The organism is Kitasatospora sp. NPDC001309, assembly GCF_042896295.1.
Lineage (GTDB): Bacteria > Actinomycetota > Actinomycetes > Streptomycetales > Streptomycetaceae > Kitasatospora.
Genome location: NZ_JBIAXC010000003.1, coordinates 131,577 through 147,147, shown reverse-complemented (window position 1 = coordinate 147,147; position 15,571 = coordinate 131,577). Strand labels below are relative to the sequence as shown.

Annotated in this window: 13 protein-coding genes and 1 pseudogene; 5 read left to right on the top strand and 9 right to left on the bottom strand. The window is 75.6% G+C overall.

Features of this window, described 5'->3' with window-relative positions; translation table 11 throughout:
- The first annotated feature begins 2 nt into the window (after nucleotides 1-2).
- From ACFY2K_RS04575 to ACFY2K_RS04565, 3 genes and pseudogenes are all read left to right on the top strand, one after another.
- Nucleotides 3-1,418 (top strand): nitrate/sulfonate/bicarbonate ABC transporter ATP-binding protein, encoded by a 1,416-nt coding sequence (locus ACFY2K_RS04575; protein ID WP_380590328.1) that lies wholly within the window; start codon nucleotides 3-5, stop codon nucleotides 1,416-1,418.
- A gap of 51 nt (nucleotides 1,419-1,469) precedes the next feature.
- Nucleotides 1,470-1,535 (top strand): annotated as a pseudogene (locus ACFY2K_RS04570) (twin-arginine translocation signal domain-containing protein); the annotation flags it as partial.
- Between the two features lie 33 nt (nucleotides 1,536-1,568).
- Entirely contained in the window at nucleotides 1,569-2,099 is a 531-nt protein-coding gene (locus tag ACFY2K_RS04565) for a nucleoside deaminase (protein WP_387709721.1), read from the top strand.
- Nucleotide 2,100: 1 nt separating this feature from the next.
- On the opposite strand, the gene ACFY2K_RS04560 is transcribed toward ACFY2K_RS04565, so the two are convergent.
- The 6 genes from ACFY2K_RS04560 to ACFY2K_RS04535 all read right to left on the bottom strand — a co-directional run bounded on the left by ACFY2K_RS04560 (nucleotide 2,101) and on the right by ACFY2K_RS04535 (nucleotide 8,001).
- Nucleotides 2,101-2,331: a hypothetical protein gene (locus ACFY2K_RS04560; RefSeq protein ID WP_387709556.1), complete on the bottom strand. Its 231-nt coding sequence runs from the start codon at nucleotides 2,329-2,331 to the stop codon at nucleotides 2,101-2,103.
- A gap of 351 nt (nucleotides 2,332-2,682) precedes the next feature.
- Nucleotides 2,683-3,126: an ArsR/SmtB family transcription factor gene (locus tag ACFY2K_RS04555; protein WP_380526365.1), complete on the bottom strand. Its 444-nt coding sequence runs from the start codon at nucleotides 3,124-3,126 to the stop codon at nucleotides 2,683-2,685.
- Between the two features lie 106 nt (nucleotides 3,127-3,232).
- The gene (locus ACFY2K_RS04550) at nucleotides 3,233-3,889 is read right to left on the bottom strand and encodes a LuxR C-terminal-related transcriptional regulator (protein WP_380526367.1); all 657 of its coding nucleotides are present in this window, start codon (nucleotides 3,887-3,889) and stop codon (nucleotides 3,233-3,235) included.
- Nucleotides 3,853-5,169 carry a sensor histidine kinase gene (locus ACFY2K_RS04545; protein WP_387709554.1) on the bottom strand — a complete coding sequence of 439 codons (1,317 nt, stop codon included), beginning with the start codon at nucleotides 5,167-5,169 and terminating at the stop codon, nucleotides 3,853-3,855. Before ACFY2K_RS04545 ends, ACFY2K_RS04550 begins: the two co-directional genes overlap by 37 nt.
- A 133-nt stretch (nucleotides 5,170-5,302) precedes the next feature.
- Nucleotides 5,303-7,249 carry a hypothetical protein gene (locus ACFY2K_RS04540; protein WP_380590206.1) on the bottom strand — a complete coding sequence of 649 codons (1,947 nt, stop codon included), beginning with the start codon at nucleotides 7,247-7,249 and terminating at the stop codon, nucleotides 5,303-5,305.
- The gene (locus tag ACFY2K_RS04535) at nucleotides 7,234-8,001 is read right to left on the bottom strand and encodes an ABC transporter ATP-binding protein (RefSeq protein ID WP_380526373.1); all 768 of its coding nucleotides are present in this window, start codon (nucleotides 7,999-8,001) and stop codon (nucleotides 7,234-7,236) included. Before ACFY2K_RS04535 ends, ACFY2K_RS04540 begins: the two co-directional genes overlap by 16 nt.
- Nucleotides 8,002-8,279: 278 nt before the next feature.
- Here ACFY2K_RS04535 and ACFY2K_RS04530 point away from each other — a divergent pair, with 278 nt between their 5' ends.
- A complete protein-coding gene (locus tag ACFY2K_RS04530; protein ID WP_387709551.1) occupies nucleotides 8,280-8,831 on the top strand; it encodes a hypothetical protein in 552 nt (183 codons plus the stop codon).
- Nucleotides 8,832-8,884: 53 nt separating this feature from the next.
- On the opposite strand, the gene ACFY2K_RS04525 is transcribed toward ACFY2K_RS04530, so the two are convergent.
- Genes ACFY2K_RS04525 through ACFY2K_RS04515 form a run of 3 tightly spaced genes read right to left on the bottom strand, consistent with a single transcriptional unit; the run spans nucleotide 8,885 to nucleotide 11,815 of the window.
- A complete protein-coding gene (locus ACFY2K_RS04525) occupies nucleotides 8,885-9,847 on the bottom strand; it encodes an aldo/keto reductase (RefSeq protein WP_387709549.1) in 963 nt (320 codons plus the stop codon).
- Between the two features lie 34 nt (nucleotides 9,848-9,881).
- Complete coding sequence (locus tag ACFY2K_RS04520) at nucleotides 9,882-10,427, bottom strand: phosphatase PAP2 family protein (RefSeq protein WP_380586718.1); 546 nt, start codon at nucleotides 10,425-10,427, stop codon at nucleotides 9,882-9,884.
- Nucleotides 10,424-11,815 carry a diacylglycerol/lipid kinase family protein gene (locus ACFY2K_RS04515; RefSeq protein ID WP_387709719.1) on the bottom strand — a complete coding sequence of 464 codons (1,392 nt, stop codon included), beginning with the start codon at nucleotides 11,813-11,815 and terminating at the stop codon, nucleotides 10,424-10,426. The genes ACFY2K_RS04520 and ACFY2K_RS04515 overlap by 4 nt, the downstream gene beginning before the upstream one ends.
- Nucleotides 11,816-12,272: 457 nt before the next feature.
- On the opposite strand from ACFY2K_RS04515, the gene ACFY2K_RS04510 reads away from it, so the two are divergent.
- Complete coding sequence (locus tag ACFY2K_RS04510; RefSeq protein ID WP_387709547.1) at nucleotides 12,273-15,569, top strand: BTAD domain-containing putative transcriptional regulator; 3,297 nt, start codon at nucleotides 12,273-12,275, stop codon at nucleotides 15,567-15,569.
- The last annotated feature ends 2 nt before the right edge of the window (nucleotides 15,570-15,571 follow it).

Sequence of the window (15,571 nt, the reverse complement as noted above, 5' to 3'; positions counted from 1 at the left end):
CGATGCGCTTCCCGTTCTCCTCCCGCCCCGCCCCCGCCGTCACCCAGCCCGCCGTGGCGGACGGCGCGACCCTGCTGGAGACCGTCGGCCTCACCAAGTCCTACGCCGGCGCCGACGGCGAACTCCCGGTGCTCTCCGGGATCGACCTCACCGTCCGGGCCGGCGAGATCGTCGCCCTGCTCGGCCGCTCCGGCTCCGGCAAGTCCACCCTGCTGCGCTGCCTGGCCGGCCTGCTGCCGCCCAGCTCCGGCACCGTCCGCTACCGCGGCACCCCCCTCACCGGCGCCAACCCCGGCACCGCGCTCGTCTTCCAGACCTTCGCCCTGCTGCCCTGGCTGACCGTCCGGCAGAACGTCGAACTGGGCCTGGAGGCCCGCGGGGTGCCCCCGCGCGAGCGGGCCCGCGCCGCCGACCAGGCCATCGACCTGATCGGCCTCACCGGCTTCGAGAACGCCTACCCCAAGGAGCTCTCCGGCGGCATGCGCCAACGCGTCGGCTTCGCCCGGGCCCTGGTCGTCGAACCCGACGTGCTGATGATGGACGAACCGTTCTCCGCGCTCGACGTGCTCACCGCCGAGAACCTGCGCGGCGAACTCCTGGAACTGTGGGAGTCCGGCCAGTTCCCCACCCGCGCCGTCGTCCTGGTCACCCACAACATCGAGGAGGCCGTGCTGATGGCCGACCGCGTCGTCGTCCTCGGCTCCCGCCCGTACGGCACCATCCGGGAGACCGTCGACGTCGACCTGGAACGCCCGCGCGACCGCGACTCCGCCGCCTTCGACGAACTCGTCGACCGGGTCTACCGGATCATGACCGGCCGGCCCAAGGACCCCCGGGCGGCCGGGCGCCCCGAGCCGGACCGTACCGAGCCCGGCCCCACCGAACCGGACCGCACGGACCCGGACCCCGCGGCCCCGGACCGCCCCGACCGCCGGACCGTCGCCAACACCCCGCTGCCCAGCGCCAGCGTGGACGGCCTCTCCGGCCTGGCCGAGATGATCGCCCACCGCGCCGGCCGCTGCGACCTCGCCGACCTCGCCGACCAACTCGGCCTCGACATCGACGACATGCTCCCCCAGGTCGACGCCCTCGACCTGCTCGGCTTCGCCGAGATCCACGGCGACGACCTCCTGCTCACCGAGGACGGCACCGCCTTCGCCCACGCCGACGTCCAGGACTCCCGCGCCCTCTTCGCCGGCGCCGCCCTCGACGTCCCGCTGGTCAAGCTGATCGCCAACAGCCTCGGCGGCGAACCCGGCGCCACCGCCCGGGCCGGCTTCTTCCGCGACCTCCTCGCCCACCACTACACCAGCGAACAGGTCGACCGGCAGCTGGAGACCGCCACCGACTGGGGCCGCTACGCGGGCCTGTTCGGCTACGACGCGGCCCGGCAGGAATACCGGTCGGAGGAGGCGTAGGGCGGGGAGAATGCTCCGGAACCCCCGTACGCCGACTGGACGGAGCACAGCGTGGTGTTGAACAGGCGTCACTTTCTTGGCGCAGCAGGAGCGGTGGGCGCGGCGGGCGCGATCGGCCCGGCAGGAGCGGCAGGAGCGGCAGGAGCGGCGGTGGCGACACCGGCCACCGCGCGCAGGGACCACGAGCGCTTCATGGCGGCGGCGATCGAGGAGGGGCGCAGGAACGAGCGCTACCCCTTCGGGGCGGTGCTGGTGCGCTCGGGCGAGGTGGTGGCCCGGGGCGTCAACGCGGCGCAGGACGGTCCGACCCACCACGGCGAGATGGTCGCCATCGACGACTTCGGGCAGCCCTACGGCAGTCCCGAGTGGGCGGGCACCTCCCTGTACACCACCGCCGAACCCTGCCCCATGTGCATGAGCGCCTGCGCCTGGGCCGGCATCGGCCAGGTCGTCTGGGCCACCTCGATCGAGGGGCTGCGCCGCACCGGCCTGGACCAGATCGACCTGTCCGCCGTCGACGTGGCCAAGGCCGCCGACTCCTTCTACCACCCGCGACTGCTGCTGGGCGGGGTGCTGGCCGACGAGACGGACGAGCTGTTCCGCCGCGCCCAGGTCATCCGCGGTGGTGGTGGCGGGCCCGGTGGCGGGGAGGCCACCGGGCCTTTCAGTCAAGGGATCTGACTTATCGCCAGGAAGGCACGATCGAGAGCCGGGCGGTGGTCGGGGCGACGTCGCAGAAGTAGGTGATCGCCTCACCCCGGGCCACGTAGTCCTTGCCGGCCGCGTCGCACGCGGCACCGCTCGGGTACATGCCGATGTAGACGAAACTGGCAGCCTGCGCGGAGGGCGCGGCCAGCAGCGCGCCGGCGGCCAGTAGTCCGGTCAGACTCAGGGTCGAAATCGCTTTGCGCATGGGTGTGTTGCTGCCTTCCTGTTCCGGTGGCGAGGGCTCCGGTCGTGATGATCCGGTGCCCGGTGCGCAGCAGCCTCGTGCACCGGCGGACGGAGGGCAATGGTCGAGACCAATTCGGCCGGAAGCCGCCGGGGCCGCCTGGGCGGCGGACTCCCGGGGCGCGACGGCCCCAGCCCTCGGTCCGTCGGCGAAGGACCGCACCCTCCCCCGCCCCGCAGGCCCCCGGGGCGGAGCGGTCACCCGGTGGGGCGAGGGCGGGGAGACCCGCGCGTTCCGGCCAGTGGTCCAGACCAATTGGGCATGCTCAGCACAACCCGGACAGGCTCCGGCACAACCCGGACCGGCCCCGGCTCAGCCCGTCGGACCGGCCGCCGGGCGGCCGCGCACCCCCCGGACGGCGCGGGCGGCCCGGGCGGCCCGGCCGAAGGGCTGCTCCGCCGTGCCGGCGGCCGCGGCCGCGCCGCCGACACCACCGCCACCACCGCTGCGGTCCGGCAGGTCGTTGGCGATCACGGCCGCCTCGGTCAGCAGCCCGCGCACCTCGGTGGCGCGGTAGAAGATCCGCGTACCCTCCCGGCGGGCCACCACCAGACCCGCCGCCCGCAGCTTCGCCAGGTGCTGCGAGGTGGCCGCCACGTGCGCGCCCAACAGCTCGGCCAGCTCGCTGACCGGCAGCTCCCGGCGGCTCAACGCCCACAGCAACCGGTACCGCGACGGGTCGGCCACCGCCTTCAACACCGCCACCGCCCGCTCGGCCGCATCCGCGTCCCAGGCCTCGTCCTTCGCACCACCCATACGCCGATCGTACCGACGCCCGCCCCGGCCCCCACCCCCGGCAAGCACCCCCACCCCGGCAGTACGGCCCCAGCAGCAGAAGTCGGCCCCGCCGACTTCCGGTGCCCTACTCCGCGCGGGTTCCGTTCAGGTAGGCGAGTACCGCCAGGACGCGGCGGTTGTCGTCGTCGGAGGCGCCGAGGCCGAGCTTGGCGAAGATGTTGGAGGTGTGCTTGCTGACCGCGCCCTCGCTGAAGTGGAGCCGCAGGGCGATCGCGGCGTTGGAACGGCCCTCGGCCATCATCTCGAGCACGTCGCGTTCGCGCGGGGTCAGCATCGCGAGCGGCTCGTCGTAGGCGTTGCGGGCCAGCAGGCGGGTGATCACCTGGGGGTCCATGACGGTGCCGCCGGCGGCGACGGTGTGGACGGCGTCGACGAACTGGTCGGCCTTGGAGACCCGGTCCTTGAGCAGGTAGCCGACGCCGCCCGCGCCGTCGGCGATCAGCTCCCGGGCGTAGAGCTGCTCGACGTGCTGGGAGAGCACCAGCACCGGCAGTCCGGGCTGTTCGCGGCGGGCCGCCAGCGCGGCCTGGAGGCCCTCGTCGGAGTAGGTGGGGGGCAGCCGGACGTCGACCACGGCGATGTCGGGGCGGTGCTCGGCGAGCGCGGCGGACAGTTCCGGCCCGCTCTCCACGGCCGCGACGATGTCGTGGCCGTGGGCGCTCAGCAGGAGTTCGAGTCCGTCCCTCAGCAGGACGAGGTCCTCGGCGAGGACAACACGCACGGTAGCTCCATGATCAGCCTGGTTGGGCCCCCCGGGGGGCTGGTCAGCGTGAGCGTACCGTCGAACACCGCCAGCCTGCGCTGGATGCCCCGCAGGCCGCTGCCGCCCTCCGGGTCGGCGCCGCCCCGGCCGTCGTCGAAGACCTCGGCGCGGAGCAGTCCGGCGGCGTGGGTGAGCTCCACCCCGGCGTGCCGGGCGTCGCCGTGCTTGACCGCGTTGGTGAGCGCCTCGCTGACCGCGAAGTACATCGCCGACTCCACCGGCGCCTCCGCCCGTCCGGGCAGTTCGGCCCGGACCTCGACCTTCAACGGCACGTCCAGCGCGAGCGCCCGGATCCCTTCGGCGAGGCCGCGTTCGGCGAGCACCGGCGGGTGGATGCCGCGCACCAGGTCGCGCAGCTCCTGGAGGGCCTGGGTGACGTTCTCCTGGGCGTCCGTCACCACCTGCTTCGCCTTCTCCGGGTCCCGGTCGATCAGCGGTACCACCGCGCCGAGCCGCAGGCTGACGGCGACCAGCCGGGCCTGGGCGCCGTCGTGCAGGTCCCGTTCGATCCGGCGCAGCTCGGCGGCCTGGGCCTCGGTGGCGTCCAGCCGGATCTCGGTGAGCTGCTCGACCCGATGGGCCAGCCGGGAGCGCTCGGTGGGGCCGAGCAGGGTACGGGTCCAGCGGCCGTGCAGGTGCAGTGCGGGCCCGGCGAGGGCGAGTCCGGCGGCCACCAGGACCAGGCCGAGCAGCGGTCCGAGCAGCCCGGGCAGCGGCAACAGGCTGTAGCCGGGGCCGGGTTCGGGCAGTACGGGCTGCGCCAGCCCGTACAGGCCGTAGCCGGTCAGCAGGACGGGCGCGGCCGCGACGGCGCCGCCGACCAGCGGGTCGACCAGCAGCCAGGCGGCGTCCCGCCAGGTCGCCGGGTCGTTCCAGAGCCAGCGGAGCTTGAGCGCGAAGCCCGCGAACCAGCGGTTCTTGTGGTAGTCGTGGCCGGTCCAGTACCAGCCGTGCAGGGTGCGTTCCAGCGCCGGGCGCGGCACGTACGGCACCGGTACGGGCACCTGCGACCAGTGGCCGGAGGCCCAGCGGGCGGCCGTGGCGGCGGAGCGGACCACCCGGGTCGTCACCGGGAACAACGGGACCAGCCCGGCGCCGACCCAGAGCAGGAACGAGACCACGAAGAGCACGCCCATCACCGCGCCGACCGGGATCAGCAGGGTGAGGACGGCGAGGCGACCGAGCGCCAGGAGGGCGGTGCGCAGCGCCTCGGCGCCTCGGGACTGCGGGGTGCTCACGGGGTGGGCCTCCGGTCGGCTCGACGGTTCTGTGCGGTGTCCTGCTGTGCGGTGTCCTGCTGTGCTGCCCTGCGGCTGTGCTGTGCTGTGCTGTGCTGGACGATCATGATGGCAGCCCCGCAACGGGCCCGGCTCAGCCCCCCGTTACGCCCTCGGCCGCCCGCTCGGCCGCCTGCTTGGCGCGGATCAGCCGGTACACCCCCACGAAGCACACCGAGCCCAGCAGGATGAACCCCGTCGCGACCGGCACCTGCCAGGCGGGCGGCAGGTACAGGGCCAGGAACCAGCTCCGGTTGGCCGGCGCGAGCAGCGACATGGCCAGCGCCACTGCGCCCTGCGGGGCCGTGCTCAGCACCCCGGCCGTCACCAGCAGCCCGGCGACCGCGGTCCGGCGGCGGGAGAGCTGGTCCAGCAGGTCCTGCTCCCGCGGCGAGCGGTCCGCCGAGCCGGCCTTCCGGCGGACGCCCTTGCGCATCACGTCCAGCAGTTCCGGCCCGCGGGTCTCCAGTCGGCGCCGGGCCGCCCGGCCCATCCACCCGGCGAACAGCAGCCCGGTGGCCAGGCCGACCGCCGTGCCGCCCCAGCGCAGCGGTGCGCTGTGCAGCAGCGTCCCGGCCAGCACCACGCCGGTGGCCGGCAGCGCGGCGAACAGCTGGAGCAGCAGGACGGCGAGGCTCTGCATCCGGACCTGGTCGCCGCTCTCGTCGCTGAATCCGTCCAGCGGGTTGCCGCCCGGCCGGTCCGGGAACGGCGCCGGGCCGAGCAGCGACATCAGCGGCACCAGCCCCGCGCCCGCACCGAGCACCGCCGGCAGGGCGGCCAGCAGCCAGGGCCAGGCCCAGCCGTTCGGGACGGCCACCGTCCCGGCGACGGTGAGCAGCAGCGCGGCCGGGCCGACCAGCAGCAGCCAGGCCAGCTGCCGGGCCCGGACGTCGATCCGCTCGGCGCCGGGGGCGACCAGGGTCAGCCAGAGGGCGCCGGCGTCCAGCCCGTACAGGCTGGAGCCGAGCGCACCGGCGTACAGCGCCGTGACCACGCCCGTCCACGGCAGTACGGTCGGGAAGCCGCCGAGCACCGGCAGCAGGCCGGTGAACAGGCCGGTCCACAGGGCGATCCGCAGGAAGCGGGCCCGGCGCGGGTCGCGCGCCCACAGGCGCAGCTCCTTGCCGAGAACGGCGGCCCCGGGGGTGTCCGGGAGGAGCCGCGGGCGGCCGCGCCGACGGCCGGCGGGCCGTCCGCCCCCCGCCGTACCGCGCACCAACTGCCGGGCCAGCAGGGCCGTCCAGGCGGCGAACAGCAGCCCGCACAGGGCGAGCAGTCCGCCGAGGCAGGCGCCGACCAGGACCCAGTCGGAGCGCCGGGCGGCGTCCACGGCGACCACCGACCAGCCGGAGGGCAGGACGCGCACCACCGTGCCGATGGTCGGCGCCCAGTGGCCGCCCAGCAGCTTGAAGAAGAAGGCGATCCCGAACCAGCCGGTGTTCAGGAACCCGCAGACCAGGCCGACCAGCAGCGCCGACAGCTCCCAGCCCAGCCGCGACCGGGCCACCCGGCCCAGGCCCTGCACGCCGAGCTTGGCGAGCACCACCACGAACAGCAGCTGGAGCAGCATGGCGGGCACCGCCACCAGCGCGGGCAGCGGCCCCAGCCCGGCGCCGAACACCACCAGCACGGCGAAGGCGACCAGGGCGACCGCCGGGGTGACGCCGACGAACGAGGCGGCCAGCAGGCCCAGCGCCAGCCGGCGCGGAGGCTGGGGCACCAGCGCGAAGTACGACAGCCGCAGGGTCGGGTCCCCGCCGGTGAGGGTCGGCCCGACCGCCCAGCCGACCGTCCAGACCAGCAGCACCAGGGCGATCGTGCCCACCCCGGCCTCCGGCGCCGGGAAGTCCACCAGGCCCAGCAGGGCCGTGCCCACCGCCACCAGGCCGCCGCACACCCCGCCCGCGATCAGGCTCGCCGCCCGCGGGCCGGACATCGACCGCCGCAGCACGGCCAGCTTCATCCCGGTCAGGACGACGACGGGGTTCGGCACGCCCCCGGGATCCGGCACGCCCCCGGACTTCACGACGCCAGCCACGACAGCCCCTCCTCCCCGCCGGTACGGGCGCCGACCAGCTCGACGAAGACGTCCTCCAGCCCCCGCCCGGCCCGCACCTCCGCCACCGGCCCGGCCGCCAGCACCCGGCCCCCGGCGATCACACCGACGTGGTCGCAGAGCTGCTCCACCAGCGCCATCACGTGACTGGAGAACACCACCGACCCGCCCGAGGCGACGAAGCGCCGCAGGATCGCCCGGATCGTCGCCGCCGACACCGGGTCGACCGCCTCGAACGGCTCGTCCAGCACCAGCAGCCGCGGCGCGTGCAGCAGCGCCGTCGCCAGACCGATCTTCTTGCGCATCCCGGTCGAGTAGTCGATCACCGGGGTGTCCCCGGCCCCGTCCAGCTCCAGCACGGCCAGCAGCTCCGCCGCCCGCGCGTCCACCGTCGCCCCCGGCAGCCCGCGCAACCGCCCCAGGTAGTGCAGCACTTCGGGCCCGCTCAGCCGCTCCGGCAGCATCATCCCGTCCGGCAGCACCCCCACCAGCGCCTTGGCCCGCACCGGGTCGCTCCACACGTCGACCCCGAGGACCGCCGAACTCCCGGCGTCCGGCCGCAGCAGCCCGACCGCCATCGACAGCGCGGTCGTCTTCCCGGCGCCGTTCGGCCCGACCAGCCCGTAGAACGACCCGCTCGGCACCAGCAGGTCCACCCCGTCCACGGCCACGTGCGCCCCGAACCGCTTCCGCAGCCCCACCAACCGCAGCGCCGGCTGCACCGATCCCCGCACGACGACCTCCCCGTCCCACCACCACCCGCCCCGGAGGCGGCTCGTGACCGAATCTAGGGACACCGCCCCGCCCGCAGAATCCACCTGCCCCCCGAGCAGGGGTGGGCCTGGCCCCACCCACCCCCACCCGGCAGGCGAAACCGCGGTACCCCGCCCCGGAGCTGTCGCCGATTTTGCTCCGGCACCACCCGGTGTGATCAACCTGCTTCTCCGAGTAAGGTCCAGCCACGGCCGGGTACCGGTCGGTGACGAACCCTCCGGAGCCGAGGAGTGCGACCGTGCCCGAGCAGGACCGGCAGGCAGGCCAGTTCGAGCACCTGCGGCCGCGGATGCGGGCCCTCGCGTACCCGCTGCTGGGCTCGCACGCGGAGGCGGAGGTCGCGGTGCGGGAGGTGTGGGTCAGGCTCGGCCGGATCGATCCGGAGGAGGTGGCGGACCTCGCCGAGTGGTTGGCCACGGTGACCGGGCGGGTCTGCCTGGGCCTGCTGGGTGCGCGGGAGGCCCGGCCGCGGCGGGCGCCGGAGGCGGTGGCCGGGCCCGCGCGCCCGGTGCCGTCGGACGGGTCGGTCGGGCCCGCGCTGCTGGCCGCGCTGGAGGCGCTGGCCCCGGCCGAGCGGGTCGCCTTCGTGCTGCACGAGGTGTTCCGCCTGCCCGTCGACCTGGTCGCGACCGCCCTCGACCGGACCACCGCGGACACCCGCGGGCTCGCCGAGCAGGCCCGCCGCCGGGTGCACGGGCCCCGTGCGACGGGTGCCGGGGGCAGCCCGGCCGGCCCGCGGCGGTGGACGTTCTCGGTGCGGCGCCCCGCCACGGGGACCGGGCGGCACTGACGGCCCGGCGGCCCGGCGGCCCGGCACGGGTCACTGCGGCCCAGCTGCGCCGGTCAGCTGCCCGCGGTGTCCAGGCGGTGGCGCTGGTCCGCGTCGAGGACCAGGTCCAGGGCGGCCAGGCTCTCCTCCAGGTGGGCGACCGAGCCGGCGCCGATCACCGGGACGGTGGGGACGGGGTGCCCGATCAGCCAGGCCAGGACGACCTGGTTGACGGTGGCGCCGGTCTCCTGCGCGACCTCGGCCAGGGCCGCGAGCCGGGCGTCCGTCCCCGGCCAGCGGTACTCCTCGCGCAGGGGGCGGTCGGGGCGGGTGTAGGAGCCGCCGAGGAGCGGCGAGTAGGCGAGCAGAGTGAGGTCCGGCCGGTCCGCGAGGTGGGCCAGCAGGGCCCGGTCGGCGTGCCGCTGGATGCCGAGGTCCGCGCCGGGCCGGGGCTGGAGGTGGCTGTGGCGCTGCTGGACGCACCGGTAGCCGGGCCAGCCGCGCGCGTCGGCGAGGTCGTTGGCCGCGGCGAGGTCGGCGGCGCGGTGGTTGCTGCAGCCGAGGGCGGTGACCTTGCCGTCGGCGACCAGGCCGGCGAAGGCGCCCATGGTCTCCTCGACGGGGGTGGCCGGGTCCGTGACGTGGGCGTAGTAGAGGTCGATCCGGTCCGTGCCGAGCCGGCGCAGGCTGCCCTCGGCCGCGCTGCGCAGGGCGGGGGCGGAGAGGCCTTCGAGGTGTTCGGGGTAGGGCAGTCCGGGGACGGGACGGGCGCCCGCCTTGGTGGCGAGGACGAGCCGGTCGCGGTTGCGGCGGCGGGCGGTCCAGCGGCCGAGGAGTTCCTCGCTCTCGTGGCCGGTGCCGCCGGGGGCCCAGAACGCGTAGTTGTTCGCGGTGTCGATGAAACTCCCGCCGGCCTCGGTGAACCGGTCGAGGATCGCGGTGGCGGTCCGCTCGTCGACGGTGGTGCCGAAGGTCATCGCGCCGAGGCACAGCGCGCTGACCTTCGGTCCGTCAACTCCCAGGCTGTGGTGCAGCATCGGTGGTCCCCTCCCCTGGTCCGAAGGATCGACCCTACGGCGTCCGCCGCCCGGCCGCGAGCACGATCCCGGCGCAGGTGCTGCCCAGCAGGGCGCCGGCCAGGACGTCGCCCGGGTAGTGGACGCCGGTGTGCACCCGGGAGTAGCCGACGGCGGCGGCGAGCAGGCCGAGCGGGGCGGCGGTGGCGGGCAGCAGGGTGCCGACGGCGGTGGCCAGGGCGAAGGCGGAGGCGGTGTGGCCGGAGGGGAAGGAGGCGCTGGCCGGCATCGGGACGTGCCGGCCCAGCACCACCCGGGCGGCCTCCCGGTCCGGGCGGGGCCGGCGGACCAGCTGCTTGCCGAGGACGTTGGCGGTGAAGGAGGCGAGGGCGACGGCGGCCGCGCCGGTGAGCCCGGCGCGGCGGCAGCGGCCGGGGACGAGGGCCAGGGCGGCGGCGACGGAGAGGTTGATCTTCGAGTGGTCGGCGGCCGCGGAGAGGGTGCGCAGGGCGGAGTCGAGGGCGGGGGTGTCGGTGGCGGCGACGGCGGCGTAGAGCGCCGCGTCGAGTGCGGTGAGGTCGCGCAGGACCGGGCCGGTCACCGGTGGCCCCCGGAGGGCCGGGCGGCCTGCGCCGGGTGCGTGCCCGCCCCGGACAGGGCCAGCCGGGTGACGTCGCGCCAGTCCAGCGGGTGGGCGTGGGGCCGCTGGGCCGGGTCGGCGCCGGGGCGCTCGCGCGGGACGCGGACCCGCAGGGCGCGGTGCCGCAGGGTGCAGACCACCGGGGTCGGCAGGGTCAGCGCCTCGCCGTCGACGGCGACGGCGATCTCGGGGACGTCGGCGTGCACGGTGACCTGCCGTGCCGAGAGCAGGGTCAGTGCGGCGGCCCGCTCGCCGAGCAGGACGAGTTCGGCGGCCTGGGCGGCGCCGTCGACCCGGACGCCGACCACGCCCAGCAGGCCCTCGTCCAGCCGGGGGCGGCGGCCGAGGTCGACGGGGTCGGGGGCGGCGTACGGGTTGTTGCTGACGAGCAGGGCCTGCGGGGCGTCGATGCGGTGCCCGTCGGCGCGGGCGGTGAGCGTGGGCCCGGCCTCGCCGGTCAGCAGGTCGGGCAGGGCGCCGAGGGCGGTGGCGGTCTTGGCGTCGCGGTACTCGGGGCTCTGCACGATCTCGGCGTAGGCGCCGAAGGAGACGGTGTTGACGAAGGTCCGGTCGCCGACCCGGCCCAGGTCGACGGTGAGTTCGACGCCGTCGCGGAGGGCGTCGAGGCAGGTGGCGGGGTCGGTGCGGTCGAGGCCGAGGTCCATCGCGAAGTGGTTGCGGGTCCCGGCGGAGACGACCAGGAACGGCAGGCCGTGTTCGGCGGCGACGGCCGCGACCAGGGCCTGGGTGCCGTCGCCGCCGGCCACGCCGAGCAGGTCGGCGCCGTCGGCGATCGCCCGGCGGGCGAGTTCGGCGACGTCCTGCTCGGCGGAGGTGTCCAGCAGCACCACCCGGGCGCCCAGTTCCTCGGCACGCCGGACCAGGTCGAAGCGTTCGACCTTCCCGCCGCCGGACTTCGGGTTCATGATCAGGACGGGCTGCCGCGGCGGCGGGGTCTCCCGGGCGGGCATCGGGCGCGGCGGCCGGGCGGCGCGCAGCGCGGCGCGGCCGCACGCGAGGGCGGCGAGCCAGAGGGCCACGGCGGCCACCGTGAGCGCCAGCACCCCGGCGTCATAGGCGAGCAGGACGCCGGCGGCCGGCGCGGCGACGGCCAGCAGCGCGCCGATCAGCCGCCACCGGGCCCGCCGGGTGATCGCCCACCAGACGCCGACGGCGGTGACCACCAGGCCGACGAACTCGGCGAGCAGCACCAGCGGCCCGTGCGGGCCGGTGAAGGCGAGCACGACCACGGCGGCCAGTGCGCACAACAGGGCGAGCCGCGCGAGTCGGCGCGGTCGGCGCCGGTCCACCACGTCCGCCACGTCCCCCGCACCCTCCACGTCCGCCATACCCTTCACCGACCCGCTCCCCGTCGACCCGCCCGCCGTCGACCTCGACCCGCTCGCCATCGGCCCGCCCTCCTCCGTTCGGCCCCGTCCGGTCCGGTCACCGTAACCTGAGGGCCCGTTCGGGGCGCGTCGAACGGGCCGTGCGGCGCGGCCGGTTCAGGGGCCCGGCGGGCCGCTCCCGAATGTCCAAAAACAATTCCGGGGCCGCCCGCCGGGGCCCCGCCCCGGAGAATCCGTCCGGACGCCCCGACGAAGCCAGCACGTGTACGAAGCATCTGCGTCAGCCATGGTCAGCCCAGGATCACGTACGATAGCGCGGGGGTTATGGCGAGAATTCGCCGGGCGTACAGAAACCTCCCGCACGGACTGTCCGGTTAATGCTGTGACTGTAGTGTCCACGGGGGAATCTGGTGTATACCAATACGCTGAGCGCGTTTCGGTTGACGGGGAGGAAGGCATGCTGCTACGGCTGCTGGGGTCGGTCGAACTGGTCCATGAGGGGCGCTCGCTGGACCTGGGGGGCCCGCGGCAGCGGGTGGTCCTGGCGATGCTCGGACTGAACGTCGACCGGACCGTCTCCACCGAACAGCTGATCGACGCCGTGTGGGGGGACGCACCGCCGACCACGGCCCGCGGACAGATCCAGGTCGCCGTCTCCACCCTGCGCAAACGTTTCACCCAGGCCGGCCGACCGGAGGCGATCACCACCCGCTCCCCCGGCTACGCGCTGGAGCTGGAGCCCGCCGACGTGGACGGCCTGGAGTTCGAGCGGCTGGTCGCGCTCGCCCGGGAGGAGGGCGGCGCGGGCCGCGTCGAACGGGCGGCCGCCACCATGCGCGAGGCGCTGGCCCTGTGGCGCGGACCGGCGCTGGACGGGGTGCCCGGCGAGCTGGCCCAGCGGGCCGCGACCCACCTGGACGACCGGCGGCTGACCGTCCTGGAGGAACGCGTCCGGCTGGACCTGCTGCTCGGCCGGCACGGCGAGCTGGGCGCCGAACTCGCCTCGCTGACCGCCCGCCACCCGCTCCGGGAGCGGCTGTACGGGCACCTGATGCTGGCGCTGTACCGCTCGGGCCGGCAGGCGGACGCGCTGGAGGCGTTCCAGCGGGCGCGCCGGGCCCTGGTGGAGGAGATCGGCATCGAGCCGGGCCAGGAGCTGCGGGAACTGGAGCGGGCGATCCTGTGCCAGTCCCCCGGACTGGACCTGCCGGGGCACCGCGACGGGCACGCCCGGCACGCCGCCGCCGACCCGGCCGCACCGTCGCTCGCCCCCGCACCGGCGCCCGTACCCCCGGTGCCCCTGGTGTCCGTGGCGCCGCTGTCGCCGCCGCCCGCCGACCGGGGCACGGCGGACCCGGGCTCCGCTCCCCCGCCCGCGCCCACGGCTCCCGCCGCCGCCGCGCACCCCGGCAACCCCGGCCACCTCGTCCACACCGGCCAGGCCACCCACACCACCCACACCGTCCAGGCCACCCTCACCACGCACCCGGCACACCCCGCCGCCGAGGCCGCCTTCCGCCTCACCCCCCGCCAACTCCCGGCCAGCATCAGCGACTTCATCGGCCGCCGGAGCCAGCTCGACGAGATCAAGAAGCTGATCGTGCCCTACGCCGGCACCCAGGCCCCCGGCTACGCGGTGCCGATCGTCAACATCTGCGGCCCGGGCGGGGTCGGCAAGTCCGCGCTGGCGGTGCGCGCCGCGCACGAGGCCGGCGCCCACTTCCCGGACGGCCACCTCTACGCCGACCTGCACACCCCGACCACCGAGCCGGGCGCCCCCGGCGAGGGCGGCGAGGGCCGGACCGGGACGCTGCTCGCCCGCTTCCTGCGGGCGGTCGGGGTGCCGGCCAAGGCGATACCGGAGGACCCCCAGGAGCGGGCCGAGATGTACCGCAGCCGGCTGGCCGACAGCCGGGTCCTGGTGGTCCTGGACGGGGTGACCAGCGCGGAGCAGGTGACGCCGCTGCTGCCGGGCAGCGCGAGCTGCGCGGTGCTCGCGACCAGCCGGGTCCGGCTGTCCCGCGTCCCGGGGATCCACCGGGTGGACGTCGAGGTGTTCGACATGTCCAACGCGCTGGACCTGCTCGCCGGGATCATCGGCAGACCGCGGGTCCAGGCCGAACTGGACACCGCCGTCGAGCTGGTGCACCTGTGCGACGGGCTGCCGCTGGCGCTGCGGATCGCCGGCGCCCGACTGGCCTCGCACCCGCACTGGCCGGTGGAGCGGCTGGTCCGGCGGCTGCGCAACGAGCGCCGCCGGCTGGACGAGCTCAGCCACCACGGCCTCGAACTGCGCTCCACCATCAGCCTCACCTACCGCGCCCTGCCGCCCTCGGCGCAGCGGCTGTTCCGGCTGTTCTCCCTGGTCCAGCTGCCGGACGCGCCCGCCTGGATCGCGGCGGCGCTGCTGGACTGCGATCCGTACACCGCCGAGGACACCCTCGACCTGCTGGTCGAGGCCCAGGTGATGGACATCGTCCAGTACCCGAACCAGCCGGGGCCGCGCTACCGCTTCCACGACCTGGTCCGCGCCTACGCCCACGAGCAGCTGGTGGCCACCGAGGACGCGGCCGAGCGGGAGGCCGCGCTGACCCGGATGCTGGGCGGCTGGCTGGCCCTGGCCGAGGACGCCCACCGCCGGGAGTACGGCGGCGACTACACCGTCATCCACGGCACGGCCGAACGCTGGCGGCCGCCGCTGGAGGGCCGCTCCGGCGCGGCCGGGACCGGGGTGGACGGCTGGGACACCGAGCGGCTGGCCCTGGTGACGGCCGTACGGCAGGCCGCCGCGGCCGGGCTGGACGAACTCTGCTGGGACCTCGCGCTCACCTCGGTCACCCTGTTCGAGGCCAAGGGGCACTTCGACGACTGGGAGGAGACCTCCCGGCTGGCCCAGGAGGCGGCCGTCCGGGCGGGCAACACGGTCGGCCGGGCCGCGATGCTCTACTCGCTCGGGACCCTGCACATGTTCCAGACCCGGCACGAGCAGGCCCAGGAGCACTTCGCGCTCGCCCGGGAGCTGTTCGAGGCGGCCGGGCACGACCACGGCCGGGCCCTGGTGCTGCGCAACGACGCCTTCCTGGACGGGGTGCGCGGCGACGACCTGGCGATGCGGGAGAAGTACGACGAGGCGCTGACCGTGATGCGGCTGGTCGGCGACCGGATCGGCGAGGCCCACATCCTGCGCAGCCTGGCCGGCTGGTGGATGACGGCGGGCCGGCCCGAGCAGGCCCGCACCCTGCTGGAACAGGCCCTGGTGATCTGCCGGGCGGAGCACTGCGTCCGGGTGGAGGCCCAGGTGCTGCAACGCTTCGCCGAGCTGCACCTGTCGGCCGAGCGGACGGACCTGGCCGAGGACGCCCTGCGGGAGGTGCTGCGGATCGTCCGGGCCGGCGGCGACCGGATCGGCGAGGCCTACGCGCTGCACGGCCTCGGCACGGTGCACCGCCGGGAGGGCCGGCTGGACGGCGCGGTGGACACCCTGACCCGGGCGCTGGAGCTGTCCCGGCAGGTCGGCGAGCGGGCCGTGGAGGGCCGCTCGCGCTACGCGCTGGCCGAGATCGCGCTCCGCCGGGCCGACCGCGCCCAGGCCGCCGGGCACCTCAAGGCCTGCCGGACGCTGTTCACCGAACTCGGTTCCAAGCCCTGGCTGGAGCGCACCGAGGACCTGCTGGCCGAGTCGCGGCGCAGCCCCGAACCGGCCGCCGAGGCCGGACCGGCGCTGCGCCTGGGGAGCCGCCCGGACCGCTGCTGACG

Bases quoted from the DNA above. Each gene is read 5' to 3' on its own strand.
- ACFY2K_RS04575 (WP_380590328.1), top strand. From the start codon at position 3: ATGCGCTTCCCGTTCTCCTCCCGCCCCGCCCCCGCCGTCACCCAGCCC.
- ACFY2K_RS04560 (WP_387709556.1), bottom strand. From the start codon at position 2,331: ATGCGCAAAGCGATTTCGACCCTGAGTCTGACCGGACTACTGGCCGCC.
- ACFY2K_RS04555 (WP_380526365.1), bottom strand. From the start codon at position 3,126: ATGGGTGGTGCGAAGGACGAGGCCTGGGACGCGGATGCGGCCGAGCGG.
- ACFY2K_RS04525 (WP_387709549.1), bottom strand. From the start codon at position 9,847: ATGCTGCACCACAGCCTGGGAGTTGACGGACCGAAGGTCAGCGCGCTG.
- ACFY2K_RS04515 (WP_387709719.1), bottom strand. From the start codon at position 11,815: ATGGCGGACGTGGAGGGTGCGGGGGACGTGGCGGACGTGGTGGACCGG.
- ACFY2K_RS04510 (WP_387709547.1), top strand. From the start codon at position 12,273: ATGCTGCTACGGCTGCTGGGGTCGGTCGAACTGGTCCATGAGGGGCGC.